Source organism: Rhizobacter sp. P2_H2 (genome assembly GCF_056403375.1).
On record NZ_JBFUFP010001401.1, the window covers coordinates 1 to 1,146 of the forward strand.

At 70.8% G+C, this 1,146-nt stretch carries 2 protein-coding genes and 1 pseudogene; all 3 read left to right on the top strand.

Going from position 1 to position 1,146, the window contains the following annotated elements; translation table 11 throughout:
* The coding region (locus tag AC1D15_RS33440; RefSeq protein WP_477829451.1) for a DNA polymerase III subunit gamma/tau C-terminal domain-containing protein at nucleotides 1-705 on the top strand (705 nt) is incomplete at its 5' end.
* A 19-nt stretch (nucleotides 706-724) separates the two neighbouring features.
* Nucleotides 725-1,051 carry a YbaB/EbfC family nucleoid-associated protein gene (locus AC1D15_RS33445; protein WP_047511954.1) on the top strand — a complete coding sequence of 109 codons (327 nt, stop codon included), beginning with the start codon at nucleotides 725-727 and terminating at the stop codon, nucleotides 1,049-1,051.
* A 4-nt stretch (nucleotides 1,052-1,055) separates the two neighbouring features.
* Nucleotides 1,056-1,146, top strand: a pseudogene (gene recR, locus AC1D15_RS33450) (recombination mediator RecR); the annotation flags it as partial.

A 1,146-nucleotide genomic window follows, 5' to 3' on the forward strand; every position in this document is an offset into this window, starting at 1 on the left:
GCACCGGTGCGCCGCCCGCCGCCGGTGGTCGCGGCGCCGCCTGTGCGGCCGGTTCCTGCGCCGCCGCCTGTTGCCAAGCCGCCTGTCTCCACATCACCGGCCACGCCACCAGCGGCCCGCCCCGCCGCCCGCAACGACGAACCCCCGCCCTGGCTCGACGTGCCGTTCGACGACGAGCCTTCCGGCGCATCAGCCTCGTCGATGCCCGACCTCGACGACGAGCCGCCCGCACGCGCCGCAGCAGCGCCGTCCGCGCCCGTCCCGGTGCCGATGGCCGCACCCGCCGTGCCGGCCTTCGAGCGCACGCCGCTCGGCGACCGCTGGAACGAGCTGGTCGTGCAGATGGTGCAGGCCAACGCCATCGGCGCGCTGGTGCGCGAGTTGGCCCTGCAAGGCCAGTGCGTCGCACTCGACGAGCAGGGCGCCGAGGTCGTCTGGCGCCTGCGCGTCGAGCGCGAGACGCTGCGCGCCGAGGTGCAGCGCACCAAGCTGCAGGCGGCACTCGTCACGCAGCTGGGCCGCCCGGTGCGGCTCGAGGTCGAACCCGGCGTGCCGGCAGATTCACCGGCCCTGCGAGCCGCCGCCGAGCGCGCGCGCCGCCAGGCCGAAGCCGAACAGATCATCCACAACGACCCGCTGGTGCAAGCGCTGATGCAGCAGTTCAAGACCGCACGCATCGTGCCCGGCTCGGTCAAACCCCACTGAAACCCGAGGACCCCTCACCATGATGAAGAACCAACTCGCCGGCCTGATGAAGCAGGCCCAGGCGATGCAGGACAACCTGAAGAAGGCGCAGGAAGAACTCGCCCACATCGAGGTCGAAGGCCAGTCCGGCGCCGGCCTCGTGAAGGTCACGATGACCTGCAAGCACGACGTGAAGCGCATCGTGATCGATCCGAGCCTGCTTGCCGACGACAAGGACATGCTCGAAGACCTGGTGGCTGCCGCCTTCAACGACGGCATCCGCCGCGCCGAAGAGGTCTCGCAGGAGAAGATGGGCAAGCTGACGGCCGGCATGCCGCTGCCGCCGGGCATGAAGTTCCCGTTCTGATCCAGTGGCCGAACCTGCACTCGACGGATTGATCGAGGCGCTGCGCCGCCTGCCCGGCGTCGGGCAGAAATCCGCGCAGCGCATGGCCTTCCACC

Excerpts from the sequence above, each read along its gene's own strand:
- AC1D15_RS33445 (WP_047511954.1), top strand. The coding sequence starts at position 725 with ATGATGAAGAACCAACTCGCCGGCCTGATGAAGCAGGCCCAGGCGATG.